This is a genomic window from Chitinophaga ginsengisoli, from assembly GCF_003014595.1.
Lineage (GTDB): Bacteria > Bacteroidota > Bacteroidia > Chitinophagales > Chitinophagaceae > Chitinophaga > Chitinophaga ginsengisoli.
Genome location: NZ_PYGK01000005.1, coordinates 274,925 through 299,700 on the forward strand (window position 1 = coordinate 274,925; position 24,776 = coordinate 299,700).

Genomic DNA, 24,776 nt, shown 5'->3' on the forward strand with positions numbered 1-24,776 from the left:
TGTGTGAGAGCCATGCAACAGAAAGTATTAAATACGCGCACAAAACGAGAGGAACATACAGGCCTCCTGGAAATGATCAGGCATAAATATCAGCCTTACTGGCCTTTATTTGTGATTGCGTCAATAATTTCTTTCTCTATAGCCTATGTTTATCTGAAATATGCCACTCCGCTCTATAAAATATCTTCTACATTATTGATAAAGGAAGATGCCAGGGCCGTAGAAAGCTCTATCATAGAAATGATGGACCCTCTCGGATCAGGTAAGAAAATAGACAACGAAATAGAAATACTGAAGTCTCGCAGCCTTGCAAAGGCTGTTGTAAGAAACCTCAATCTCTATGGAGAGATCTTTGAAAGAGGTACTATCCGGGATGCGTCTATGTATAAACGAGCACCGGTACAGATCAAATTTCTTGATCCTGATCAGATTAACCCGATGGAGGGCATCGTGATGGACCTGAAATATGATTATAAGGGTCAGAAGCTCACCATGGGTGACGTAACTTATCCGCTGAATGATACAGTAACTACCACGCGCTGGGGACGTATATTAATAACACCTACTCCTGGTTTTAATCCTGCCAGTCTGCACGATAAACAGCTGTATATACGTATTGCGGGTGAAAAGGCACTGGCCGGCGTATTTCTTGGCAATCTGAAAATTGCACCTGCCAATAAACAGGCAAATGTACTGAGACTGGAGTACGTTGATGCAGTGCCTCAGAAGGGGATGGATATGCTGAATGAGCTGATGAGGACATACGATGCGGAATCTATCGATGATAAGAATAAGACAGCATCCAAGACGATGTCATTTGTGGAAGACAGGTTACGTATTATCACAGCAGAACTGAGCCAGGTAGAAGGCCAGATCGAGCGTTATAAAACTGAAGAAGGAATTGTTGATATCAGCGAGCAGAGTAAACTGTTCCTGGCATCTGTAAAGGAAAATGATGCGCAGTTAAGTGAAGCTGATATGCAATTGTCAACACTGGATGCTGTTGAGCAATATGTTAAAAATAAACAACATTCTGAAGACAACGTAGTACCTGCTACTATCGGTATTGCAGATCAGACATTACTGGGACTGCTGACCAGGTTGCAGGAAACGGAATTACAGCAGGATAAACTGCGTAAAACGACCGGCGAGAATAGTCCCCTGCTGGAAAGCCTGAATGCTCAGGAGGAAAGATTGAGACCGGCTATCATGGACAATATCCGGAGCTTGCGTGCCAACATGGAATCCGGAAGGGCAAAGCTGGCTGCCCAGAATGCACGCTTCAGATCACTGCTGCAGGGTGTACCTAATAAAGAAAGGACATTACTGGAAGTAAGCAGACAACAGGCTATCAAGAATAACATCTATACTTTCCTGCTGGAAAAGCGTGAAGAGACAGCATTACAATATGCTGCCGCTATCTCCGACAGCCGTATTATTGATCTGGCTGAAGCAGATACCTTCCCTTTCAGTCCGAAGAAATCCATGGTGATGGCGTTGGCTATCATAGCGGGTCTGGCCGCTGTAGCAGGCTTCATTGCAGCGAAAGATCTGATGAACAATAAAGTAATGTTCCGGTCAGATATCGAAAAAGGGACTTCTGCACCGATCATTGCCGAGATTATGTTCGACAAGAGTGGTGGTATTGCCATTACAGAGGGAAGACGTACGCCTGTTGCAGAGCAATTCAGGGCGCTTCGTACTACCTTATCTTATATCGGTATTAATGGAGATAATAAAACTATTCTGGTCACTTCTTCTATCTCCGGTGAAGGAAAGAGTTTCATTGCTGTAAACCTTGGACTGAGCCTTTCACTGACAAAGAAGAAAGTAGTGTTGCTGGAATTTGACCTCCGTAAACCGAAAGTAAGTAAGATTCTGAATGTGCCACATCATCCGGGTATCAGTAATTACCTGGCAGGCCATTCTTCACTGAGTGATATTTTAAAACAGCCAATAGAGAATAACGAATACATGTACCTGCTTTCCGCAGGTGTGATACCACCAAATCCAACCGAGTTGATTTTGAATGGCAGACTTGAACATCTGCTGGCCACTTTAAGAGCTTCATTTGACTATATCATTATTGACACAGCTCCGGTGGGGCCTGTTACTGACGCACGTTTGCTAGCGCCATATGCTGATGCTACGCTGTATGTGGTACGTCATGAAAGGACACCGAAGTTCAATCTGAAAATGGTAGAAGATCTGTATGAACAAGGGGACCTTGGCAAGTTGAATATCGTATTCAATGGTCTGAAAATGCGTGGACTGCCCGGTTATGCATATGGTTATGGCGGAGGCTATGGTTATGGCAGCGGACAGGGTTACGGATATGGGTACACAGACGACCACAAAAATGGTACTGTGAAGAAGGGACGTTTTACTAAAATTTTTAAATAATAGATGTATTCCGCCAGTCACCGAATCTGACGGAACTCATTGAAAACTATTGCTATTGAAAACTACTCATGTGACTGAGGAGGCGAAGCTATGCCAACTTTTTACCTCCTCTTTTCCCGCCTTTGTACTTTCCACTTTACTTGATAATGAGTCATGCTTTATTAACTTTTAAATCCTCTGATATGGAACAGAAGACACACACATGGTATGCAGTCTACACTAAACCAAGATGGGAGAAAAAAGTGGCGGATGCACTTGTTCGTAAGCAGATTGAAACATACTGCCCAATAAACAAGGTAACGCATCAGTGGAGTGACAGAAAGAAGATTGTGGAAGAGCCCCTTTTTAAGTCGTATGTGTTTGTGCGTATTCCGGAAGACAAAAAGACGCTCGTGCGTGAAACAAGTGGTATCGTAAACTTCGTTTACTGGTTGGGTAAACCCGCCAGCATTCCTGATCATGAGATCGATCTGATCAAACGTTTCCTGCGTGAGTATCAGGACGTGGAAGTTGAACGTTTCCCGATACACGAGGACGATCTGATCCGGATCACCGCAGGTCCTTTGATGCATCAGCATGGAAGGGTAGTGGAAACAGGCAAGAATACTGTTAAAGCTGTATTGTACAGCATGGGATTCTCGCTGATCGCTACCGTGAAAACAAGTGATCTGATGGTGCTCAGTACTAACGGTAAAGAATATGCCGGCGCCGGTAAAATGGGCGTTGGAAATCCTATTTAATATATCAAGCCTGAACACTATGCTACACGTATTATTATGTGGAGGGTCGGGAACCCGTCTCTGGCCGCTATCCAATAAACAGACGCCAAAGCAACTGCTGCCGTTATTTGACGGACAGAGTTTATTACAACTCACATGGGTACGTAACAGTACTTTCTGTGAGCATGTAATGGCTGTCGTAAATGAACAGCAGTCTGAAATGGTGTCCAAACAACTGGGTGAAGCAGGTGCTCAGCATGTACAGATGATGGAAGAGCCAGTGGGGCGTAATACCGCTGCCGCAATTGCATTGGCGGCATTTTCCGCACCCCCTGAAACGATTCTCCTCATCACGCCGGCAGACCATCTCATAGGTACGCCTGACCTGTACGCAGAAACAATAAAGAAAGCCGGAGAACTGGCTACGGAAGGACATCTGGTAACGATTGGATTACAGCCAGCCTATCCCGAAACAGGATATGGTTACATCCAGTATACCGGTTATGATGTAGTACGTTTTACGGAAAAGCCAAATAAAGTGACTGCGGAAGCAATGTTGCAAAGCGGCGACTACTTATGGAACAGTGGTATCTTCTGTGGTAAAGCAGGCGTATTGTTACAGCAACTGCTGGAACATGCTCCTGAGATCTATGCAGCAGCAGCAGAAGCCGCACTGATCTGGAGAGAGACCGGTTCTATTCCGCTGGCAGCAATGGAAGCCATTCCTTCAGACAGTATAGACTATGCTGTGCTGGAGAAAAGCAATATTGTAAAAGTAGTGCCTAGCGCTATGCAATGGAGCGATGTAGGTGGTTATGAAGCCCTGGCGGAAGCCCTGGCAAGTCATTACCGCTATAGTAATCACCAGGCCGTATTTATAGAGAGCGATCCTGTAAACAGCATGGTAATAGGAAAAGATAAACTGGTAGCATTAGTTGGCGTCGAAAATGTGGTGGTGGTGAATACTCCCGAAGTACTGCTGATCTTACAGAAAGGAAAGGGACAGGAAGTGAAACAATTGCACCAATGGGTAAAGGAAAACAGGCCTGAACTGCTATAAACAATATTCAACCGTATGCAACTTAACGATAAGATCTATATAGCCGGTCACCGTGGTATGGTGGGCGGTGCGATCAGCAGAAGACTGAAGACGCTGGGATATGTGAACCTGGTAACGAGAAGCTCCGCAGAACTGGACCTCCGCTCGCAGGCAGATGTGAATGAATTTTTCAGCAAAGAGAAACCGGACTATGTGTTCCTGGCTGCTGCCAAAGTAGGCGGTATCCATGCCAACAATACTTATCGTGCAGAATTCCTGTACGATAACCTCATGATGGAAACCAACATCATCCATGCTGCCTGGAAACATGGCGTTAAAAAGCTCATGTTTCTTGGTAGCTCTTGTATTTATCCTAAGATGGCCCCACAGCCATTGCAGGAAAGCAGTCTGCTGACAGGCCCGCTGGAACCAACCAACGAGCCTTACGCGATTGCTAAAATAGCGGGTATCAAATTATGTGAAGCATACCGCGATCAGTATGGCTGTAACTATATCAGTGTGATGCCAACTAACCTTTATGGTATCGGCGACAACTATCATCCTGAAAATTCACACGTGCTGCCTGCATTGATCCGCCGCTTTCATGAAGCGAAGGAAGCCAAAGCACCCAGCGTTACGGTATGGGGAAGTGGTACGCCAAAACGTGAATTCCTTTTTGCAGACGATCTCGCAGCAGCCTGTGTATTCCTCATGCTGCATTATGATGAGAAAGAACTGGTGAACATCGGAACAGGGGAGGACCTGAGCATACGTGAACTGGCAGAAACCGTGAAAGAGGTAGTATGTTATGAAGGTGATATCGTTTTTGATACTTCCAAACCGGATGGTACACCACGTAAACTGATGGATGTGTCAAAGCTGCACAAACTCGGATGGAAACATAGCGTGGAGCTGAAAGAAGGACTGGTACAGGCTTATGCCGATTTCCTTCATAAGAAGCACATGGTTGCATTATAAAAAGAATTATAAACAGCGTCTCAATCTTAATACACATGAAAGCAATCGTAATAGGAACAGGATATGTAGGGCTGGTTACCGGTGCCTGTCTCGCAGAAGTAGGCACGCAGGTAGTTTGTGTGGATGTTAATGCCGAAAAGATCAATAACCTTCAGAAAGGTATTTTACCTATTTATGAACCGGGCCTCGAAGAGATCGTTACCCGCAACTACAACAATGGCCGTCTCGCTTTCAGCACCAACCTTGCTGAAGTGATTCCCGGTGCAGACATCGCTTTCATTGCCGTAGGTACACCTCCCGGTGAAGATGGCAGCGCCGATCTGCAATATGTATTGCAGGTTGCGAAAGAAATCGGTACACATATGACCGATTACCTGGTAGTGGTAACAAAGAGCACTGTACCGGTAGGTACTGCTGTGAAGGTGAACAGGGAGATTAAACAGGCTATGTTAAACAGAAATGCACTGATCGACTATGATGTGGCTTCTAACCCTGAGTTCCTGAAAGAAGGCGCTGCTGTACAGGACTTCCTGAAACCTGACCGTATCGTGGTGGGTGTGAATACAGACAGAGCGAAAGAAATGCTGGAGCGCCTGTATCATCCATTCCTGCTGAATGGTCGTCCTATCATTTTCATGGACATCGCTTCTGCAGAAATGACCAAGTATGCTGCAAATGCGATGCTGGCAACAAAAATTTCCTTCATCAATGATATTGCCAACCTGTGCGAACTGGTAGGCGCTGATGTGAATAAAGTACGTAAAGGTATTGGCAGCGACGCCAGGATCGGTAACGCCTTTATCTACCCAGGTATCGGTTATGGTGGTTCCTGCTTCCCTAAAGATGTAAAAGCACTGGTGCAGACAGGTAAGGAGTATGGCCACGGATTACGTATCCTGGAAGCTGTAGAAGCAGTGAATAATGATCAGAAAAAAGTGTTGTTCGGCAAGATCAACAGGCACTTCGATGGTATGCTGAAAGGTAAGACCTTTGCAGTATGGGGATTATCTTTCAAACCAGCTACTGACGATATGCGTGAAGCATCCAGCCTGGTATTGATAGAGTCCTTACTGGAAGCCGGCGCGAATGTACAGGTGTTCGACCCTGTAGCGATGCATGAAGCGAAGAAAACACTGGGCGAAAGCGTTAAATGGTGTAACGACATGTATGCTGCTGCAGAAGGCGCTGACGCTGTAATGCTGGTAACAGAGTGGAATGAGTTCCGCCTGCCTGACTGGACACGTGTAAAACAATTATTGAAAGCGCCTGTTGTATTTGACGGCAGGAACATATATGATAACGTATATCTTGAGAAGAGCGGTTTCACCTGCTACAGCATTGGTGTATCTCATCCGGCTGTAAGCGTGCTCTCCGGAAGTTAATCATATTCCCCACTTATCTTAATTAAATTATTTTGTATGAAAGTTGCTTTAATCACCGGTGTAAATGGACAGGACGGCGCATACCTGGCAGAACTACTGCTTGAAAAGGGGTATATGGTACACGGTGTAAAACGCCGTGCCTCATTGTTGAACACTGACAGGATCGATCACCTTTATCAGGATCCTCACGCTGAGAATGTACGTTTCAAACTGCACTACGGCGATATGACCGACAGTACTAACCTGATCCGTATCATCCAGGAAACACAGCCTGACGAGATCTATAATCTCGCAGCAATGAGCCATGTAAAAGTGAGTTTTGATACACCGGAATATACTGCCAATGCAGACGGTATCGGTACCCTCCGCTTACTGGAAGCACTGCGTATTTTAAAGCTGGAGAAGAAAACAAAGATCTATCAGGCAAGTACTTCAGAACTGTATGGCCTGGTACAGGAAGTACCGCAGAGAGAAACGACTCCTTTCTATCCGCGTAGCCCTTATGCTGTAGCGAAGTTATATGCATACTGGATCACGGTGAACTATAGGGAGGCATATGGTATGTTTGCCTGCAATGGTATCCTGTTCAACCACGAAAGCCCGCTGCGCGGCGAGACTTTCGTAACTCGTAAGATCACTCGTGCTGTTGCTGCTATCGCATTAGGTTTACAGGACAAACTGTACTTAGGTAACCTGGATGCCCGTCGCGACTGGGGGCATGCAAAAGATTATGTGGAGGCGATGTGGAGAATTCTGCAACAGGATACACCGGAGGATTATGTGATTGCAACAGGTATCACCACGCCGGTACGTGAATTTGTACGTATGGCGTTTAACGAACTGGGTATTGAACTGAAGTTTGAAGGTAAGGGTGTGGATGAAGTAGCATATGTAAGCGCCTGCCGCAACAAAGAATATATTCTGCCAATAGGCAAACAGGTATTAGCTGTGGATCCTGCGTATTTCCGTCCTACTGAGGTAGAACTGCTGATAGGCGATCCGACGAAAGCAAAGACGAAATTAGGTTGGGAACCGAAGTATGATCTGCAGGAACTGGTAAGTGAGATGGTGACCTGCGACGTGGAGTTATTCAGAAAGGACAATAAAACACAGTGGGAACAACTGGCAGGATAAGGGCTTGCTTTGCCGAAATGCGTTATGCGAGTAAAAGTTTTTAATCAGTTATCTAATAATCCGAAGTACGCCAAAACATTAGAGTGGGTTAAACTGGTTACCATGACCGGTTTTGCCCAGGTGTTTGTACAGGCTATCAGTCTTGTGAGTGGTATCCTTGTGATACGTATGCTGGAACCCGAAGAGTACGCGTTGTATACCCTTGGCAATACCATGCTGGGTACGATGACGGTACTGGCTGACGGGGGTATCTCTACCGGGGTCATGTCGCAGGGAGGGAAGGTCTGGCTGGACCGTACCAAATTGGGTACCGTTATGGCCACTGGAATGGATCTGAGGCGGAAATTCGCCGTAGGCAGTTTGCTGGTATCCGTACCGGTACTGCTTTATCTGATGCGGCATCACAATGCCAGCTGGCTGATGTCCGTCCTGATCATCCTCTCGCTTATTCCATCCTTCTTTATGGCCTTGTCGGGCACCTTGCTGCAGATAGCGCCTAAGCTGAGACAGGATATTGGTCCGCTGCAAAGGAATTCGGTCATACTGAATGTTGGCAGGCTGGTATTACTCGCGCTGACCATTTTTATTTTCCCATGGGCGTTTGTCGCCATCCTGGCTGCAGGTCTTCCGCAGATATGGGGCAACTTCAATCTCCGGAAGATCTCTGCCGGTTATGCAGACTGGCATCAGAAGCCGGATCCACAGGTCCGCACAGAGATCCTGAAGATGGTGAGAAGATTGCTGCCGATGGGTATTTATACATGTCTTTCGGGACAGATCACCATCTGGCTGATCTCCATCTTCGGAACTACAAGAGGAGTAGCGCAACTGGGCGCGTTGGATAGGCTATCGATGGCGCTTAGCTTTATTACGATATTATTTGGTACCCTTATCTTACCGAGGTTTTCCCGGTTGCCGAATAACTCAGGTCTGTTATTGCGGCGTTTCTTACAGATCCAGGCAGGGCTGCTTGCTATGAGCGCCTGTATCATTCTGACTGTCTGGTTGTTCTCTACACAGATCCTGATGATCCTCGGGCCCAATTATTCCGGGCTGACAAAAGAGGTGGTGCTGAAGATTGTTATCAGTTGCCTCGGGATTATCTCTACTTCCACTTTTTCTCTTTTTACAAGCAGAAGCTGGGCTATCAATCCATTCATTTCAATTCCTGTTAGTGTTGCCTCGATAGCGTTGGGTGTAACATTCATTGATGTGTCTTCCCTGGGAGGGGTATTGACGTTAAATATCATGATACAACTGATCCAGGTAACGATGAACGTTACTTATACGCTGATCAAGATCCGCAGGACTAACAACTCAACATTACCTACAGAAATTTAATAAGGATATTATATGAATTATTACTATCAGGTAGAAGGATTACTTCGGAACAATATCGGAGATGTACTTCAGGGAATGGTCGCTAAAGATCTGTTACCTGAAGGCGCGAAGGTAGCCGACAGGGAAGCGCTGGCTGACCTGGCAAGTAACGAAAAGGGAATGCTGATAGCCAATGGCTGGTACATGCACTCCTTTAAGAAGTTTCCTGCACCAGATAATATCACACCTGTATATGCAGCTGTACACATCGCTAATTCTGCTTTGCTGGCGGATGCAGGCGTAAGGGAACATTTCAGAAAACATGCGCCTATCGGTTGCCGCGATACAAAAACATTACAACTGCTGCTGGGCTGGGGCATTCCTGCTTATTATTCCAGCTGCCTGACCATTACTGCAAAATCCCGCGGTCCTGTTACCAACAATCCTGACGGAGATGTGGTGCTGGTAGATAATGTAGATCATCCGGTACCTGATGCTGTATTCAATAAACTGGAAACCTTACTCGGTAAGAAACTGGTAAGGATCTCCCACGATCCACCAGATACATCCGGTGATATCGAATCATATGCCAGGGTTTCCGAAAAGCATATGGACCACCTGCTGGCCACCTATTGCAAGGCTTCATTGGTACTGACCACCAAGATCCACTGCGCATTGCCATGCCTGGGTATGGGGGCCAATGTGAAACTGATCCATCCGAATCCATCTGATCCGCGTCTGGCAACAGTAGCGGAGTTCATCGATATTATTTCCTATAAGGAGATCCTGGAAAGGACCAACATGGACAGCTCTCCTGTGAATAAAGAGGCGCTTGAAAAGAGAAGACAATTCCTGCTGGAGCTGGTGGCCGACTCTATCAAAGAAGGCGCTAATGCTGTACAGGCATCCGGTAAAATGAAGTATCGTCTGATCAGGGCTAAAGCTGCGTTGATGGCGAAACTGTATCGCCTGGGCGTCGTATTGTCTTACCGTGTTGGATTTGCAAAGGATAAGATTGAAAGAGTATATGGCGCAGGCTTCTGATAAAAAAAGGATACTGGTCTATACTACCCAGTTGATGGAAACAGGGGGGATAGAAAGTCACCTGCAGGAGTTTTGCAGGCAGATGGCAGCAGCAGGTAATGAAATAGACCTGGTGGTGCTGAATGCTGCTATGACACCTGAAACAGAAGCATTCTACAAACGTACCTGCCGTTGGGTGTACTTCGGTAAACATGGACGTTCCTATAAGCGTTTACTGTGGATGTTGCAACTGGGTATTAAACTGCGTAGCAACCGTCAGTATGATGCCGTATATACTAACGGACAGGGAGAAAGCATTTGGTTATTTTCCCGTATGCTGCCTGCCTACAACAAGTGGGTACATCATCACCATACTTCCGGCGACGCGAAAGATCAGGCTACCTGGGGTGCGAAATACAGGAAGACATTGCAGGCCGCAAATACCATTGTTGCCTGCTCCTTCAGGAATGCCGGTGATATGAAGGTGGTATTAAACCGCCAGATAGACGTGATACCGGTATTTTCCAGGAATGTGGAAGTACCTTTTACAGAAGGTCCGGCAGGCAAACTACGGTTTGGTTATTATGGTCGCCTGATCCCTGAAAAAGGGATCGATCTGATTTGCCGGATGAGTGAAGATGCAGATCTGAAAGATATAGAGTTTCATCTCTGGGGGGAAGGAAAACAATATCCTGCGGGATATTTTGACCGTTATCCCAATGTACGTTTTCATGGTCCTTTTGCGGGCGAGGACGGCTTAAAAAAGGCGATAGCGCAACTGGATGTATACCTGTTGTTGTCTACACACCCCGAAGGGCTGCCTGTGAGCCTGCTGGAGGCGATGAGTGCAGGACTTCCCTGGCTGGCAACCGACAGGGGAGGCATTCCGGACATCGCTTGTGACCCGCAGGCAACACGCGTAATACCAGCCGGTTCTTCTTATGAAGAGTCAAAAGCGGCTGTAATGACCTTTGCGAAAGATATCAGGAGTGGCCTGGTAACAAAAACGGCCCAGAAAGAATTGTATGCGCACAGGTTCTCTGCAGCAGCATTACGTCTGGCCTGGGGCGATATACTTGGATTACATAAGCAAAACTAAGAATGGTCATCATATCTCATCCTACAGGCAATGCGAATGTCAGAGCTGCGGTAGCGGGGCTGGCAGATGCAGATATCCTGTCTGAGTTTCATACGGCAATTGCTTCATTTCCGGGGAGCACACTGGACCGCCTCGGCGGAATAGGCCCCCTGTCAGAGATCAGGCGTCGCGGTTTCGAAGCCCGTTTGCAGCCTTTTACCAAAACCTGGCCCTGGTTTGAACTGGGCCGCCTGGTGGCAGCAAAGGCCGGGTTAAAAAGCCTGGTAAGACATGAGAAAGGCATGTTCTCAGTAGATGCGGTGTATCATAACATGGACAGACGGCTCACCAACCGCCTGAACAAAGTAGCCCGTGAAGTGAACGCTGTATATGCTTATGAAGATGGGGCTATGTTTACTTTCCGTGAAGCAACCCGCCTGGGACTAAAATGTCTGTACGACCTGCCTATCGGTTACTGGCGTACTTCCAGGCATCTGCTGGGCATTGAAAGGGAACGCTGGCCGGAATGGAAGAATACCCTGATAGGATTTAATGCTTCACAGGCAAAACTGGACAGGAAGGATGAGGAGCTGAAACTGGCTAACAGGATCTTTGTAGCGAGCAGTTTTACCGCGAAGACACTGAATGATTATCCCGGCAAACTGGCGCCGGTAGATGTGATACCTTATGGTTTCCCGGCTGTTACAGGCAGCAGGGATTATGAGAAGATCTCTGGCCGTCCGCTGAAGTTATTGTTCGTCGGAGGGCTGTCTCAACGTAAAGGTATCGCTGATCTCTTTGCTGCGGTAGAACGATTGGGAAATGCAGTAACGCTGACAGTAGTGGGTAAGAAAGTAACGGAAGATTGTCCGGCGCTGGATGCAGCCCTCACTAAACATACCTGGATTCCCAGTATGCCACATGCGGAGATCCTCAAAACGATGAGATCACATGATGTACTGTTGTTCCCATCCCTGTTTGAAGGATTTGGGCTGGTAATTACAGAGGCAATGTCGCAGGGCACTCCCGTGATTACGACAGATCGTACGGCAGGTCCGGATCTTATCACACATGGAAAGAACGGTTGGCTGGCAGAAGCCGGGTCTACTGACGCTTTATACAATGCAATAGCAGCGCTGCTGAATCAGCCGGACAATATACCGGTAGCAGGACTGGCGGCAATGGAGAAAGCCCGCAGCAGACCATGGCAGGTTTACGGACAGGAGCTGGCGACAGCCATCATACATGCATAAATGACCCACTAACTATGATTAAAAGGCCAAGACTTGAATTTTTAGACGGTATAAGAGGGCTCTGTGCGCTATACGTGGCGTTCTATCACGCGGTGTTCTTTACCGGCAACGGTATTGAAAAAACACAATTCACCGGTGTATTTAAGCCGCTTACATACCTGCTGGAGTTTGGTCATTATTCCGTTGCAGTGTTCATCGTGTTATCAGGTTTTTGCCTGACGATCCCGGTAGCATTATCAGAGAACAGGGACCTGCGCGGAGGCTTCAAAACTTATATCAGAAGGCGTGCGCACAGAATATTGCCGCCTTATTATTTCGCATTATTACTTTCATTACTGCTGATATGGGCACTGCCCTTAATGCAAACCCCGCATGATACTGCATGGGATTCCAAACTACCTGTGAAGCTGGAAAGTATCGTGACACATCTTTTACTGGTGCATAATATCCATACGCACTGGATCTTTAAAATAAACGGGCCGCTGTGGAGTGTGGCTACAGAATGGCAAATCTATTTCACCTTCCCGGTATTATTGTTACTGTGGCGTCGTTATGGGTTAGGAGCAGCAACTGCAGCAGCTGTAGTTGTGGGCATTTTACCTGAACTGGTATTGCCTCACCGCGTTAGCTTCTGGTGGTTACACCCCTGGTACCTGGGATTGTTTGGTATAGGAATGGCTGCCGCTATCGTTGCTTTTGATACGAGGGGTACAACAGAAAAAGTGAAGCGTCTTGTAGCCAACGGTTGGATTGTGAGTGGCCTGGTATTGCTGGTAGTAGCCTTACTGGCACTAAGCAAACCATTGAACCTGTCGCTGACCTTTACGGAAGTGATGGTAGGACTGGCAGTGAGCGCCGTGATAGTATTCTATACACTGAAGGAACATGCTATGCAGGATCGTTCATTGTTGTTACGTTTCCTGAATGGAAAGGTGGCAGTGGGACTCGGTGCTTTTTCCTATAGTATTTACCTGATCCACAGTCCGATATTGGCTGCGATCAATCTTTATACACTGAATATACAGATGACAGACAACATGCGTTTGCTATTTATGCTTTTAGTAGCCGTACCAGTGTCTGTATTGTTGGCATATGTGTTTTATTTACTGGTAGAACGCCGTTTCCTGAATATGCCGCCAAAGGCAGCAGCAACGCCCGCAACACCTGTTATAAATGTTTCCGGAAATTATGAATCAGTCTCCCAATAGAAGTCAGGTTGCAGCAGACCGCTTAGCTGAAATAGCAGCCCTGCGTTATCAGCAGCTCACGGCATTCAACTCAGAGAGGTTGATGCTGCGGCTGAAGCAAGGGGTATGGGCGTACTTTTTACTGTTGTTGTTTGAAGGTGCGTTACGCCGCTGGATATTACCATTCCTGGCTACGCCATTGCTGGTAGTACGTGACCCGGTGGCGTTGTGGCTGATCATCGTTTGTCTACAGCGGAAGATACTCATCCCTGCATATTCACTCTCCCTTATGACAATCATCGGTGTGCTGGGACTCATTGCCGCACTTACGGTGGGGCATGGCAATCCTTTTGTGGCAGCGTACGGAGCGCGTATTCTCCTGATACACTTCCCAATGATGTTCGTCATAAGGAGCGTCTTTACCCGCAAAGATGTAGTACAGCTGGGAAAGGCCATGGTGATGATTGCCATACCGATGGTAGTATTGATCGCAGTACAGTTTTACAGTCCGCAGACGGCCTGGGTGAATAAAGGAGTGGGCGATGCTGAAGGAGGCGCCGGGTTTAGCGGGGCCTTAGGCTTTTTCCGTCCGCCGGCAACATTTTCATTTACTAATGGAACCACTTTGTTCTTCAGCTTTCTGGCGCCTTTCGTCTTCTATTTCTGGCTGAGTAATGAAAAGGTCAATCGCTGGATATTGATCGGGGCCACCGGTGCCTTGTTGATGTCGATACCTCTTTCTATCAGCCGTGCATTGCTTTTTCAGATTATTATCACGTTGATGTTCTGCCTGTATGCAGGCTCCAGCAACCCTAAATATGCCGGTAGAATGTTTGGAGCGGTGCTCGGTCTGCTGGTGTTGGTAGCGCTGCTTAGTCAGACAAGTATTGTAGGGGGAGCTATTGAAGCATTTACCGCGCGGTTTGAAAACGCGAATGAGAGTGAAGGTGGAATGGAAGGTGTATTTCTTGACCGTTACCTGGGCGGGATGCTGGGCGCTTTCTCAGCTACTTCAGATATGCCGCTGTGGGGATATGGTATCGGGATGGGAACGAACGTAGGTGCAATGCTGCTGACGGGTGGATTTACCTTCCTGATAGCAGAAGGTGAGTGGGGCAGGGCAGTAGGCGAACTGGGACCTATTTTAGGATTAGGGCTGGTATTTATCCGTATAGGATTGGCCGGCAGCCTGGCATTGGAATCGTTCAAAAAATTGCGCACAGGAGACATCCTTCCCTGGATGTTACTGAGTGACGGTTTCCTGCTGGTAGCACAGGGAGGATGGGGACAGCCTACCTCACTTGGATTTGCAACACTGGTGGGAGGTCTTTTAATGGCATCATTGCGTGATGATGAAGAAGAGGAAGTACCGGAAACAGAAGATATGGGAGAGATGGCAGTTTAACATATTCCGCATACACATAACATAACCACAACAAAAACCGGATTCCTGATGAAACACGATGCCAACCCCGGGAGTAGCAGAATCGTCGTGCTGGACAGCCTGAGAGGGCTTGCCGCCATGATCGTTTGCCTGCATCATTTTTTGTTTATCAATGCCAACTATCTCCAGGTATATAAAGGACAAACCTGGTATGATATATTGTTCCGGATCTCTGAGTATAATAAAGAAGCGGTGCTGTTCTTCTTTGTTTTATCTGGCTTCTCTATCGGATTAAGCCTTAAGAATAAAGCACCTGACAGCCCTGAAACGATCAACGAGTATATTTACCGCCGGTTCAAAAGAATATTGCCTGTATATATATTAGCCCTGCTTTTTACATTGATCTCGGGTTTCGTTATGCATCAGGTCAATCTCCCGAACTACAGTGCCTGGAACATGCTGGGGAACATACTTTTCCTGCAGACGGCGGATATTGTAGAAGGCTCCTGGTTCATTCCCTATGGATTTAACGGCCCCCTATGGTCATTGTCGTTTGAGTTTTTCTTCTATTGCTTCTTCCCATTGGTATACCTTATCAACCGGAAGTATCTGGGCAAGATCAATATACTGGTGAAATATGCTGTGCTGCTGGTGTTATCTATTGCCGCATTTGCTGTTAACAAGATCTTCTTTATACCATATTTTGCTTTCTTCAGTTCATTCATTATCTGGTTATCAGGTTACCTGGTATCCAGAACATACCTGAAAGGACATACCTATCACTTGTTGTTTACGGGTGTTTTTGCGTGTGGTGTATTGTACCTGACAGCAGGCCGGCATTTTCTCTCCTCTAATACGCTGGCCTTCATTTGTAAGGGGCTGGTGATGGCTGCCGTATTTTACATGATCACCTTCTTTAGTAAATCGGAAACAGCACAGGCTATTTTTAAATGGCCGGTATGGATCCTGAATAAAATATTCAATTATGTAGGGAAGGGCAGCTATGCCACCTATGCCTTACACTACCCCCTGATGCTGATGCTGCGGTATTTTCATGTGAATATGATCGTACAGGTAGTATTGATCCTTCTTTTCATCATCTTATGTACAACAATAGAGGAAAAGACCATCAGATGGAAGCTCAATATGCTGCGGTTGAATTATACATCATTTTTCTTCAGAAGGTTTAATCTGGCCAGCTAAGAGGCCGCCATCCCACTTCATACCATGAGTAATACTACAAATATCTCCAGAATAGGATGGATAGATACCCTGAAAGGTATCGGTATTTTAACAGTAGTGGCGGGGCATATATTCCCTAACAGCATCGCCAGATACCTGTTCCTTTTTCATATGCCACTATTCTTTTTTATAGGCGGTTTTTTATTTAAACCTTCTGCCGACTGGAAAGAATATCTGACAAAAAAATCATTTCACTTATTAGTGCCTTATGTGGCATTCCTTTGCCTGATATACGTGCCATATGAAATTAAAGAGATACTGACGGGTAAGGAAACAATTGTCAAAGGTCTGGTAAGACCTTTACTGGGAGGCCGCTTCCTGATAGGATGGGTAGCAGTGTTCTGGTATGTGACCTGTTTCTTCCTGGTACAGCAGGTGATGAATTTCCTCGTGAACAAAGTGAGTAAAAAAATCATTGGATTGTTGATGCTGGTGAGTCTTGTGATCAGTTATGCCATCAATAGATTTTTACCTCATTTCCCCGGCCTGCCATGGAATGCAGATGTTGTACTGGCTGCGCTGCCCATCTTCTACATGGGCTATCTGTATAAAGGAGTACAGGGCGATCCTGGAAAATATAAATGGGTATGCTTTGTATTGCTGGCGGCTGTAATGGTATTCACTTATTACTATCCGGCCAATACATATGATATGAAAACAGGTAGCTATGGTATTCCTTTTGTTACGCTGTTCTCCGCGATGGTGGTGGTAATATGCCTGATAGAAATAGCGAAGACCATAGCGAAGTTCCCTGTTGCCAGCAAGCCATTCAATGAATTTGGTGCAGCGTCGATGATCATTATGTACCTGCATCAACCGATACAGTTCATTACATTGGAGCAATTTTCTATTGTGAATCCTGTGGCACGATTTTTTATAGCATTGGCCGTGTCAATGGGAGGGTATTATCTGTTCAACAGTTTTGCGATAGGACGTGCGCTTTTTATGGGCTCTCTGCCCGACTTTAATAAAGTGTTCAGGCGGGAAAAGTTAGCGACAGCATAGTAGATAAATATTGAGACTATATATATGCGAATTGTTTTAGTAGGGAATTATCCGAAGGACAGGCAGGAAAGTATGGAACGTTTCGCCCGTATGGTGGAAAGTGGTTTAAACGATGCCGGAAATACAACTGAGATCTGGCGGCCAACAGTCTTCTTTGGATCTTTTTTTAAAGCTACTTCCGGCGGGATTGGCAAGTGGTTTGGATATGTGGACAAGTGGATGTTATTCCCTTTAGTACTTCGTTTTAAAAACGCTTTCAGGCCAAAGGATACACAGTATCATATCTGTGATCATTCGAACGCTTTTTATCTTAAACATCTGCCAAAGCAACGTACGATCATTACCTGCCATGATGTATTAGCCATCAGGGGGGCGCGTGGGCATGCAGATGCTTATTGTCCTGCTTCTTCCTTTGGTAAAGTGATGCAGGAATGGATACTTTCTAACCTGATCAGTGCAAAGAAAATTGCCTGTGTGTCTCACCTCACGCTGAACCAACTGAAAGAGCTGGCCGCCGGAAAAGGAAAGGACGCATCCAACTGGCAGGTGATCCATAATGCTTTCAACGGCGATTTTTCTCCTGTAAGCAAAGCAGACAGTGAGGCTTTACTGAAAGATACAGGCCTGCGTGCAGATGAACCTTATATTCTGCACATCGGCTCCAAACTGCAACGCAAGAACAGGAAGATGCTGCTGGATATGGTGCATGTATTGGGTGATAAATACAAAGGAAAGATCTGTTATGCCGGCAATGAAATAGAAGAGTCATTACGTGCACATGCCGTGAAACTGGGACTGCAGGACAGGCTGGTGTCAGTAAAGAAACCACCACATGCTACATTAAAGGCATTATACAGCGGGTGTTATGCGTTTATTTTTCCTTCTTTCTCTGAGGGCTTTGGATGGCCGGTAATAGAGGCACAAGCCTGCGGAGCGGCTGTTGTTGCCAGCAGTATTGAGCCGATGCCGGAAGTGAGCGGAGGCGTGGCATTACATGCAGATCCTCATCAGCCACAGGCATTCGCTACTGAGTTCCTCAAATTATCTGATAAAGCAACCAGAGACGCTATAATTAACCAGGGTTTTGTCAATGTAAAACGTTTCTCTCCTGATATCATGATTAAGGCGTATTTATCCATGTATTCAAAGAACTAATATATCAGCAGATGATCCTAAAACTGATAACAGTGTGTTTACCCTGGCGCTTAAAACGCCTGGCATTACAAAGCTGGTTTAAATATAAAATTCATCCTACTGCACGCATAGGGCTGGCATGGGTATTCCCCGGGAAGCTGGTTATGGAGAAGAACAGCCGCATTGATCATCTTACGATAGCTGTGAACCTCGACCTGATGCAGATGAGCGAACACGCTAAAATAGGCAGGGGAAACTGGGTGACAGGTTTTGCTACCAATACTAATTCCAAACACTTCCGTCATCAGCCGGAGCGCAAAGCAGAACTGATCATGGGAGAGTGGGCAGCCATCACCAAGAACCATCATATAGATTGTACGAATTCCATCACTATAGGAAAGTTTACCACTATTGCCGGATACCAGTCACAATTGCTTACACACTCTATTAATGTGTATGAGAACCGCCAGGACAGTGCGCCTATCGTGATCGGTGACTATGCTTTTATAGGTACGAATGTCGTGATCCTCGGTGGGGCGGTATTACCGGGTTATTCTGTACTGGGTGCAAAATCTTTACTGAATAAACCATTCGATGAAGAATGGAAATTATATGCCGGCGTTCCTGCCAAGGCCGTGAGTGATATAGACAAAGATGCGAAATACTTCAGCAGGGCTGATGGATTCGTCTACTAAGCAACATTGTAAATATTAACCGACAAATTGTTAAAAGAAAGTAACAGAATGAACATCCTTCATGTAATCCCTTCTTATAAACCTGCTTACGTATACGGCGGCCCTATCTATTCAAGTTCGGCGCTGTGCGAACAACTGGTGGCGGAAGGACATAAGGTGACTGTAGTGACTACAACTGCTAATGGAAAAGAGGAGCTGAATGTACAGCAAGGCGTAGTACAGCAGGTAGATGGCGTGGATACGATCTACTTTAAACGTTTAACAAAAGATCATACACATTTTTCCCCGGCACTGATCAGTTATTTATACAGGAACATCAAAAAATATGATGCGGTGCATATCCATTCCTGGTGGAACCTGGTGAGCATCTTCACCCTGCTGGTATGTTATGTGAGAAGAGTGCGTCCTGTAGTTTCTCCGAGAGGAATGCTGAGTGATTATATCCTGGAAACGAATCACAATTTCCAGAAGAAGATCATACAGAAAGTAGTCGGTGATCCTTTATTATCTAAAGTGAAATTTCACGCTACTTCTCTTGCAGAAGTACACGAGATAAAGAAGATGTATCCTGCTTCACAGGTAGCGGAGATATTCAACTTCGTGACAGTGCCTGAAGGTCCGGTAGCACCTAAGACTGTTCAGCCAAAGATTAAGTTCGTTTTTCTGAGCAGGATAGATCCGAAGAAAGGACTGGAACTATTGTTCAAAGCACTCAGCATGGTCAGCTTCCCTTATGAACTGACGATAGCAGGTCCTTATAAAGAGGATTACCTGGAGCAGTTGAAAGCGCTGACGCGCGAATATGGCATAGATCAACATATCACCTGGGTAGGTCCGGTGTATGGTGATGCTAAGTTCAAGTTACTGCGCGATCATGATGTGATGGTACTGACCTCTTACAATGAAAATTTCGCCAACATCGTCATAGAGTCCCTGGCCATGGGTACACCTGTATTGATCAGCAACATGGTCGGATTAAGCACTTACATCAGAGATAATCAACTAGGTTGGATATCTGGCATCGATCCTCAGCATATTAAGGAAATACTGGAGCAGGTATATGCAGAAAGAGACAGACTGCCAACTATGTCTGCCGCCGCACCAGCGCTGATGCAGCGCGACTTCGACAGAAGCCGGCTGGTGAACAAGTATATCGAATTGTATAAGTCAAAATAAATCAGGGTGTCTAATTCTTTAACAGTTATCATCCTCAGCTATAACGAGGAGAAACATATTACCCGTTGTATTCAGAACCTGAAGCGCGTGTCAGACAATATTATCATTATTGACAGCATGTCTACTGACCGCACTGTTGAAATAGCGACCGCATTGGGGGCTACAGTTGTTCAGAGACCGTGGCCGGGCAATCACTCGGACCAGTTCAACTGGGCGCTGGACAATTGCAATATCACTACTACGTGGACCATGCGTATGGATTGTGATGAATACCTGCTGGATGAACTGATAGATGAGATCAATACAAAGCTGCCACTGGCTAAGCCGGAGACAGGAGGTTTTATCATCAAACGCCGTGTGATCTTCATGGATAAGTGGATGAAACGTGGCGGCTTCTATCCGCATCGATTGCTGCGTATCTGGCGTACAGGTACCGGTAAGCTGGAAGAGCGTGCTATGGATGAACATGTGGTATTGGAGAAAGGAGAAACGGAAGCTTTCCAACATGACATGGTGGACCACAACCTGAATGACCTCACCTGGTGGACACACAAGCAGAATAATTATGCTTCACGTGAAGTGAAAGATCTGCTGGATATAGAAAAAGGAACAACCTCTGCGAATAATGTGGATGTATCACTGAGCGGTGAACAGTCTTCCCGCAAGAGATGGATCAAGGAGAAAGTGTACAGTAAGATACCCTTGTTTGTACGTCCTTTCATTTATTTTATTTACCGCTACTTTATACGCTTAGGTTTCCTGGATGGTGGTGCAGGGCTTGTATGGCATTTCCTGCAGGGCTTCTGGTACCGCTTCCTGGTAGATGCCAAGATGTATGAATTAAAACGAAATAACAGGTTAAGATAGGGATGAGACTGAGCGTAAAGAGAAGTACTGTTGTAATTGCATTGATCGTTTATATAGCAGCATTGTTATATATCGTTTTCCTGGAGCCAACAAGGAGTAGCGGAGAACACTATGCACCGCCAAGATGGGTGCCACTGAAGAGTACTTATGACTTCATTATTGAAGCTGGTCATTCCATCAGATACTGGCTTTTCTTTCTACTGAATTTACTGGGCAATATCATATTGTTCATGCCATTCGGCGGTCTTACAGATGCATTGTCAGGAACACCTGCCAATAAAATTAGAGTGATAATCGCTGCATTTATTTTCAGCGGGTGTATCGAATTGATGCAACTGGCCTTCAGGATCGGTGTATATGATGCGGATGATATTCTGCTGAATACACTGGGTGCTTACGTGGGGCTTTGCATGTATCGATTCCTGGTAAAAAAGAATGTAGTACTTGTTTATAATAATTCCTGATAGCAATGGATAACTTTTATCTGTCACAGGTCCGTTTAAAAGACTTTAATGCTGCTGAAGGCCTGGACCGCGGCGCCGGTAAATTAAAGGAAACCTGCTGGTACATTGTCAAAATGCTGTTCTTCCTGACAGCCTTTCCTGTGCCATCCGGCATCAAAGCCAGACTATTGCGCCTGTTTGGAGCAAAGGTAGGAAGTGGTGTGGTGATCAAACCAAGAGTGAACATCCATTTTCCCTGGAAACTGGAGATAGGTAATGATGTATGGCTGGGTGAAGAGGTCTACCTGCTCAATTTTGAACCATTGGTGATAGGTAATAACGTGTGTATATCACAGCGTGCATTCCTCTGTGGCGGTAATCACGATTTCAGGCATCCTGCCATGCCTTACCGTAATGCACCCATTACACTGATGGATGGATGCTGGGTAGGCGCTTGTGTATTCATCGGGCCGGGTGTTACGATAGGAACGGATACAGTGATCACAGCAGGTTCAGTGGTGACAGCATCGGTAGCACAGAATGGTATATTCAAAGGTAACCCACTGGCTTTTGTGTCAGATAGGTGGAGATAACAAAAAACAGAAATCTATATAGCGGTATGTCCAAGCGATTACTATTGATTGGAGGTAATTTCTCGCCGGAGCCCACCGGAATAGGTAAGTATAATGGGGAAATGATCAAATGGCTGGCAGCACAGGGATATGATTGTACTGTCATTACCAGTTATCCTTATTATCCGGAGTGGAAGGTGCAACCTCCTTATGACAGGAACAAGAACTGGTATAAGAAAGAAGTGATAGAGAATAACGGACAGGGAGGAAAGATCACAGTATATCGTTGTCCGCAGTATGTGCCGGCAAAGCCTTCCGGCAAGACACGTATCATGCTGGACTTCTCTTTCGCCGTATCTGCCTTCTTCAAAATACTGCAATTGCTGCCCCGTAAAAAGTATCATGTAGTGATTACGGTGGTGCCACCATTTCACCTGGGATTACTGGCTGTATTGTATAAGAAATTCAAAGGTGCGAAGTTCTTCTACCACATACAGGATATGCAGATAGAGGCGGCGCGTGACCTGAATATGATCTCATCTCCAAAGCTCATTAAAGCATTGTTCGGATTGGAGCGCTACATCTTTAAGAACGCGGACATGGTGAGCAGTATATCAGATGGTATGATGCGCAGGATCCAGGAGAAAGCCGGCAAGGATATTTTCTTCTTCCCCAACTGGGTGGACGTGACCTTGTTCCATCCTATTGAAGACCGTGTAAAACTAAAGGCGGAATACGGCTTTAACAGCAATGACAAGATCGTGTTGTATTCAGGTGCGATCGGAGAGAAGCAGGGGCTGGAAGCAATTCTAAATACTGCCGAAACACTAAAGAGTGATCAACAACTGAAATTCCTGATCTGTGGTTCCGGTCCTTACAAGGAGAAATTAAAAGCAGAAGCAGAAGGGAGAGGTCTTGATAATGTTATATTCTTTCCGCTGCAACCATTTGAAAAATTCAATCAGTTCCTCAATATGGCCGATGTGCACCTGGTGATACAGAAAGGCAACGCAAGCGACCTGGTGATGCCATCCAAACTGACCACTATCCTGGCGGTAGGAGGGTTGGCACTGATCACCGCCAATAGCGGTACCAGCCTGTATGAACTGGTAGACAAGCATAATATGGGCATACTGGTTAAGGCAGAAGATCAGCAGGCGCTTACTGATGGCATTATCAGGGCTATGCAGGACAATGCTCCGGCGATAGCAAGGAACGGACGTGTGTATGCCGAAACACATTTGTCTGTAGGAAAAATAATGTCTCGTTTCGAGGAAGCGGTAGTTAGTTAACATCATTGAACCTTATTTTATGTTAGACCGATATCTTAAAATATGTAGCATTCAGATCCTTGTAATGGATTTTATTTGCCTCAATGCCTTCTTCTTTTTTACGCTTTACTGGCTGCAGCAATATGGCGTGCCGGTAAGTGTGAATAGAGATACTTTCCTGCTGGCCTCAAATATTGCGTGGGTTGTAGCCCTGTATACAACAGGTCTTTATTTTATGAGCCAGCAGATGTCTGTAGAGAGAATCATCAAAAAGCTGTTGCAGAGTATCATGTTATACCTGCTGCTGTTGCTGGTTTTTGTATTCCTGAACAAAGAAGCGTTTAACAGGATCTTCATCGTGACCTATATGACATTGTTCGTACTGGTTGTGCTGCTGGACAGGCTTTTCTTTTATATGCTTACCAACTACATCATTCACCGTAAAGAGATCGAACGCAAGGTGGTAATTGTAGGTTATAATGATCTCTCAAAACAACTGGTGGACAACCTGGTAGGTCGCAAAAGTAACCTGCGTTTTGAAGGGTATTTTGAAGAATACAACAATGTGCATGAACTGTCTTTGTACCCGGTGATTGGTACACTGAAAGACTGCATTCCATATGCACAGTCAAACAATATCAGGGAGATCTATTCTACCTTATCGCCTGAGCAGTTCCCTTATCTGTATACGCTGGCACATGAAGCTGAACGTCATTTTATCCGTTTCCGTTTTGTGCCTGACTTCAGAATGTTTGTGAATCGCCAGATATATGTAGACTACCTCGATAATATACCTATCATATCATTGAGAGCAGAACCGCTGGATGATATTGCCAACCGGTTAAGGAAACGTATTTTTGATATTGTGTTCAGTGGTGCCGTAATGCTTTTTATTCTGAGCTGGCTCATACCTCTACTGGCGTTGCTGATAAGGTTAGAGTCAAGAGGGCCTATATTCTTTGTGCAGCATCGTACCGGGCGCAACAATCAGACCTTCCGTTGTTTGAAGTTCAGAAGTATGTATGTGAACAAAGATGCTAACTCCAAGCAGGCGACAAGGAATGACCGTCGTTTTACGAAGATCGGGCGTATATTGCGTAAGACAAATCTGGATGAGATGCCGCAGTTCCTGAACGTGTTTTTGGGTGATATGTCTATCGTTGGTCCACGTCCACATATGCTGAAACATACAGAGGAATATTCAGCGGTCATTCAGAAATATATGATCCGTCACTTCCTGAAACCTGGTATCACTGGCTGGGCACAGGTGAACGGGTATCGCGGTGAGGTGACTGATGAATTACATTTGCGTAAACGTATCGAACATGATATCTGGTACATGGAAAACTGGTCAGTGTATCTAGATCTGCGAATTATATTTTTAACTGTATTTAACACTATAAGAGGAGATAAGAACGCATTTTAACAATTTTTATAGCATATTTTACTTGTATTAGTAAGAATGTTAATA

Annotated in this window: 22 protein-coding genes; all 22 read left to right on the forward strand. The window is 45.7% G+C overall.

From position 1 onward, the window contains the following. The first annotated feature begins 12 nt into the window (after positions 1-12). The 22 genes from CLV42_RS14700 to CLV42_RS14805 all read left to right on the forward strand — a co-directional run bounded on the left by CLV42_RS14700 (position 13) and on the right by CLV42_RS14805 (position 24,731). Complete coding sequence (locus CLV42_RS14700; protein ID WP_106602677.1) at positions 13-2,403, forward strand: GumC family protein; 2,391 nt, start codon at positions 13-15, stop codon at positions 2,401-2,403. A 182-nt stretch (positions 2,404-2,585) separates the two neighbouring features. Next, a complete protein-coding gene (locus tag CLV42_RS14705; RefSeq protein WP_106602678.1) occupies positions 2,586-3,143 on the forward strand; it encodes a UpxY family transcription antiterminator in 558 nt (185 codons plus the stop codon). A 19-nt stretch (positions 3,144-3,162) separates the two neighbouring features. Next, entirely contained in the window at positions 3,163-4,182 is a 1,020-nt protein-coding gene (locus CLV42_RS14710) for a mannose-1-phosphate guanylyltransferase (RefSeq protein WP_170117519.1), read from the forward strand. Between the two features lie 15 nt (positions 4,183-4,197). Then, positions 4,198-5,139, forward strand: a complete 942-nt coding sequence (gene fcl, locus CLV42_RS14715) for a GDP-L-fucose synthase (protein WP_106602680.1) — start codon at positions 4,198-4,200, stop codon at positions 5,137-5,139. A 35-nt stretch (positions 5,140-5,174) separates the two neighbouring features. Further along, entirely contained in the window at positions 5,175-6,521 is a 1,347-nt protein-coding gene (locus CLV42_RS14720) for a UDP-glucose dehydrogenase family protein (RefSeq protein WP_106602681.1), read from the forward strand. A 36-nt stretch (positions 6,522-6,557) separates the two neighbouring features. Beyond that, complete coding sequence (gene gmd / locus CLV42_RS14725; protein WP_106602682.1) at positions 6,558-7,655, forward strand: GDP-mannose 4,6-dehydratase; 1,098 nt, start codon at positions 6,558-6,560, stop codon at positions 7,653-7,655. A 102-nt stretch (positions 7,656-7,757) separates the two neighbouring features. Further along, complete coding sequence (locus CLV42_RS14730) at positions 7,758-8,996, forward strand: lipopolysaccharide biosynthesis protein (RefSeq protein ID WP_245901655.1); 1,239 nt, start codon at positions 7,758-7,760, stop codon at positions 8,994-8,996. Between the two features lie 12 nt (positions 8,997-9,008). After that, positions 9,009-10,019: a polysaccharide pyruvyl transferase family protein gene (locus tag CLV42_RS14735; protein WP_106602684.1), complete on the forward strand. Its 1,011-nt coding sequence runs from the start codon at positions 9,009-9,011 to the stop codon at positions 10,017-10,019. Continuing rightward, positions 9,976-11,097, forward strand: a complete 1,122-nt coding sequence (locus CLV42_RS14740; protein ID WP_146154389.1) for a glycosyltransferase family 4 protein — start codon at positions 9,976-9,978, stop codon at positions 11,095-11,097. Before CLV42_RS14735 ends, CLV42_RS14740 begins: the two co-directional genes overlap by 44 nt. 2 nt (positions 11,098-11,099) lie before the next feature. Continuing rightward, positions 11,100-12,329 (forward strand): glycosyltransferase family 4 protein, encoded by a 1,230-nt coding sequence (locus CLV42_RS14745; protein ID WP_106602686.1) that lies wholly within the window; start codon positions 11,100-11,102, stop codon positions 12,327-12,329. Between the two features lie 14 nt (positions 12,330-12,343). Continuing rightward, positions 12,344-13,537, forward strand: a complete 1,194-nt coding sequence (locus CLV42_RS14750) for an acyltransferase family protein (protein ID WP_170117520.1) — start codon at positions 12,344-12,346, stop codon at positions 13,535-13,537. Beyond that, positions 13,518-14,921 carry a hypothetical protein gene (locus CLV42_RS14755; protein WP_245901656.1) on the forward strand — a complete coding sequence of 468 codons (1,404 nt, stop codon included), beginning with the start codon at positions 13,518-13,520 and terminating at the stop codon, positions 14,919-14,921. Before CLV42_RS14750 ends, CLV42_RS14755 begins: the two co-directional genes overlap by 20 nt. A gap of 48 nt (positions 14,922-14,969) precedes the next feature. Beyond that, entirely contained in the window at positions 14,970-16,103 is a 1,134-nt protein-coding gene (locus CLV42_RS14760) for an acyltransferase family protein (protein ID WP_106602688.1), read from the forward strand. A 24-nt stretch (positions 16,104-16,127) separates the two neighbouring features. Further along, entirely contained in the window at positions 16,128-17,147 is a 1,020-nt protein-coding gene (locus CLV42_RS14765) for an acyltransferase family protein (RefSeq protein ID WP_106602689.1), read from the forward strand. Between the two features lie 24 nt (positions 17,148-17,171). Continuing rightward, positions 17,172-18,302, forward strand: coding sequence for a glycosyltransferase family 4 protein (locus CLV42_RS14770; protein ID WP_106602690.1), 1,131 nt, complete (start codon positions 17,172-17,174; stop codon positions 18,300-18,302). 11 nt (positions 18,303-18,313) lie between these two features. Further along, positions 18,314-18,976 carry an acyltransferase gene (locus CLV42_RS14775; protein ID WP_106602691.1) on the forward strand — a complete coding sequence of 221 codons (663 nt, stop codon included), beginning with the start codon at positions 18,314-18,316 and terminating at the stop codon, positions 18,974-18,976. A gap of 48 nt (positions 18,977-19,024) precedes the next feature. Continuing rightward, the gene (locus CLV42_RS14780) at positions 19,025-20,152 is read left to right on the forward strand and encodes an XrtY-associated glycosyltransferase XYAG1 (RefSeq protein ID WP_106602692.1); all 1,128 of its coding nucleotides are present in this window, start codon (positions 19,025-19,027) and stop codon (positions 20,150-20,152) included. A 6-nt stretch (positions 20,153-20,158) separates the two neighbouring features. Then, positions 20,159-21,019 carry a glycosyltransferase family 2 protein gene (locus CLV42_RS14785; protein ID WP_106602693.1) on the forward strand — a complete coding sequence of 287 codons (861 nt, stop codon included), beginning with the start codon at positions 20,159-20,161 and terminating at the stop codon, positions 21,017-21,019. Between the two features lie 2 nt (positions 21,020-21,021). After that, positions 21,022-21,483: a VanZ family protein gene (locus CLV42_RS14790; protein ID WP_106602694.1), complete on the forward strand. Its 462-nt coding sequence runs from the start codon at positions 21,022-21,024 to the stop codon at positions 21,481-21,483. A 5-nt stretch (positions 21,484-21,488) separates the two neighbouring features. Continuing rightward, positions 21,489-22,055: a WcaF family extracellular polysaccharide biosynthesis acetyltransferase gene (locus CLV42_RS14795; protein ID WP_106602695.1), complete on the forward strand. Its 567-nt coding sequence runs from the start codon at positions 21,489-21,491 to the stop codon at positions 22,053-22,055. 26 nt (positions 22,056-22,081) lie between these two features. Next, positions 22,082-23,326 (forward strand): WcaI family glycosyltransferase, encoded by a 1,245-nt coding sequence (locus CLV42_RS14800; RefSeq protein ID WP_106602696.1) that lies wholly within the window; start codon positions 22,082-22,084, stop codon positions 23,324-23,326. 64 nt (positions 23,327-23,390) lie between these two features. Next, the gene (locus tag CLV42_RS14805) at positions 23,391-24,731 is read left to right on the forward strand and encodes an undecaprenyl-phosphate glucose phosphotransferase (RefSeq protein WP_170117521.1); all 1,341 of its coding nucleotides are present in this window, start codon (positions 23,391-23,393) and stop codon (positions 24,729-24,731) included. The last annotated feature ends 45 nt before the right edge of the window (positions 24,732-24,776 follow it).

Coding starts and splice junctions, on each gene's coding strand:
- CLV42_RS14800 (WP_106602696.1), top strand. CDS start 22,082: ATGTCCAAGCGATTACTATTGATTGGAGGTAATTTCTCGCCGGAGCCC.
- CLV42_RS14745 (WP_106602686.1), top strand. CDS start 11,100: ATGGTCATCATATCTCATCCTACAGGCAATGCGAATGTCAGAGCTGCG.
- CLV42_RS14755 (WP_245901656.1), top strand. CDS start 13,518: ATGAATCAGTCTCCCAATAGAAGTCAGGTTGCAGCAGACCGCTTAGCT.
- CLV42_RS14775 (WP_106602691.1), top strand. CDS start 18,314: ATGATCCTAAAACTGATAACAGTGTGTTTACCCTGGCGCTTAAAACGC.
- CLV42_RS14735 (WP_106602684.1), top strand. CDS start 9,009: ATGAATTATTACTATCAGGTAGAAGGATTACTTCGGAACAATATCGGA.
- CLV42_RS14795 (WP_106602695.1), top strand. CDS start 21,489: ATGGATAACTTTTATCTGTCACAGGTCCGTTTAAAAGACTTTAATGCT.
- CLV42_RS14770 (WP_106602690.1), top strand. CDS start 17,172: ATGCGAATTGTTTTAGTAGGGAATTATCCGAAGGACAGGCAGGAAAGT.
- CLV42_RS14750 (WP_170117520.1), top strand. CDS start 12,344: ATGATTAAAAGGCCAAGACTTGAATTTTTAGACGGTATAAGAGGGCTC.
- CLV42_RS14790 (WP_106602694.1), top strand. CDS start 21,022: ATGAGACTGAGCGTAAAGAGAAGTACTGTTGTAATTGCATTGATCGTT.
- CLV42_RS14720 (WP_106602681.1), top strand. CDS start 5,175: ATGAAAGCAATCGTAATAGGAACAGGATATGTAGGGCTGGTTACCGGT.
- CLV42_RS14760 (WP_106602688.1), top strand. CDS start 14,970: ATGAAACACGATGCCAACCCCGGGAGTAGCAGAATCGTCGTGCTGGAC.
- fcl (WP_106602680.1), top strand. CDS start 4,198: ATGCAACTTAACGATAAGATCTATATAGCCGGTCACCGTGGTATGGTG.
- CLV42_RS14730 (WP_245901655.1), top strand. CDS start 7,758: ATGACCGGTTTTGCCCAGGTGTTTGTACAGGCTATCAGTCTTGTGAGT.
- CLV42_RS14805 (WP_170117521.1), top strand. CDS start 23,391: ATGGATTTTATTTGCCTCAATGCCTTCTTCTTTTTTACGCTTTACTGG.
- gmd (WP_106602682.1), top strand. CDS start 6,558: ATGAAAGTTGCTTTAATCACCGGTGTAAATGGACAGGACGGCGCATAC.
- CLV42_RS14780 (WP_106602692.1), top strand. CDS start 19,025: ATGAACATCCTTCATGTAATCCCTTCTTATAAACCTGCTTACGTATAC.
- CLV42_RS14705 (WP_106602678.1), top strand. CDS start 2,586: ATGGAACAGAAGACACACACATGGTATGCAGTCTACACTAAACCAAGA.
- CLV42_RS14700 (WP_106602677.1), top strand. CDS start 13: ATGCAACAGAAAGTATTAAATACGCGCACAAAACGAGAGGAACATACA.
- CLV42_RS14765 (WP_106602689.1), top strand. CDS start 16,128: ATGAGTAATACTACAAATATCTCCAGAATAGGATGGATAGATACCCTG.
- CLV42_RS14710 (WP_170117519.1), top strand. CDS start 3,163: ATGCTACACGTATTATTATGTGGAGGGTCGGGAACCCGTCTCTGGCCG.